This window comes from Streptococcus suis, from assembly GCF_002964045.1.
Taxonomy (GTDB): Bacteria; Bacillota; Bacilli; order Lactobacillales; family Streptococcaceae; genus Streptococcus; species Streptococcus suis_U.
In genome coordinates this window covers 1-489 of sequence record NZ_POPB01000328.1, presented here as the reverse complement: position 1 = coordinate 489, position 489 = coordinate 1, and the positions used below count along the sequence as shown (strand labels likewise).

Below are 489 nucleotides of genomic sequence, written 5' to 3'. Positions count from 1 at the left end.
AGTTGTGTTTAGAGAGAAGGTTGTCACAACCACCCCAGATAATCCACAGACCCCAGGCACGCCAGTCGATCCGACTAATCCAGACGGACCACGTTGGGAAGAAGTGACCAAGACCATCACTCGTACAGTTTCCTACAAATTGAACACAGTTGATGGACCAGAAGCACCAGGAACTAGCAGTCAGACCAATTCTGTCACCTTCGAACGGACTGGTAGCTACAACCACGTGACCAAACAAGTGACCTACACGGATTGGGTAGCTAAGGATGGCGATTCGACTCTGGAAGGCCAGACACTACCATTGGTGACTGGTTATGTGGCTGTTACCGCAACTAGAAATAGCCAGGCAGTAACACCAAGCGCAACGGCAGAAGCCATTGAAGCAAGTGCTACGACAGATAATGTGGATGAGATTGTCGTTTACAAGGCCCTCAGCTCTTGGACCATCACTCCACCACCAGGTACAGACCCAGTTCCACCAATTCCTTA

At 50.1% G+C, this 489-nt stretch carries 1 protein-coding gene; it reads left to right on the top strand.

Annotated features, from left to right (window positions below; all coding sequences use genetic code 11):
• Nucleotides 1–489, top strand: a 489-nt coding sequence (locus tag C1E99_RS14675) for a mucin-binding protein (RefSeq protein ID WP_419580077.1), incomplete at both ends; no start/stop codon positions are given.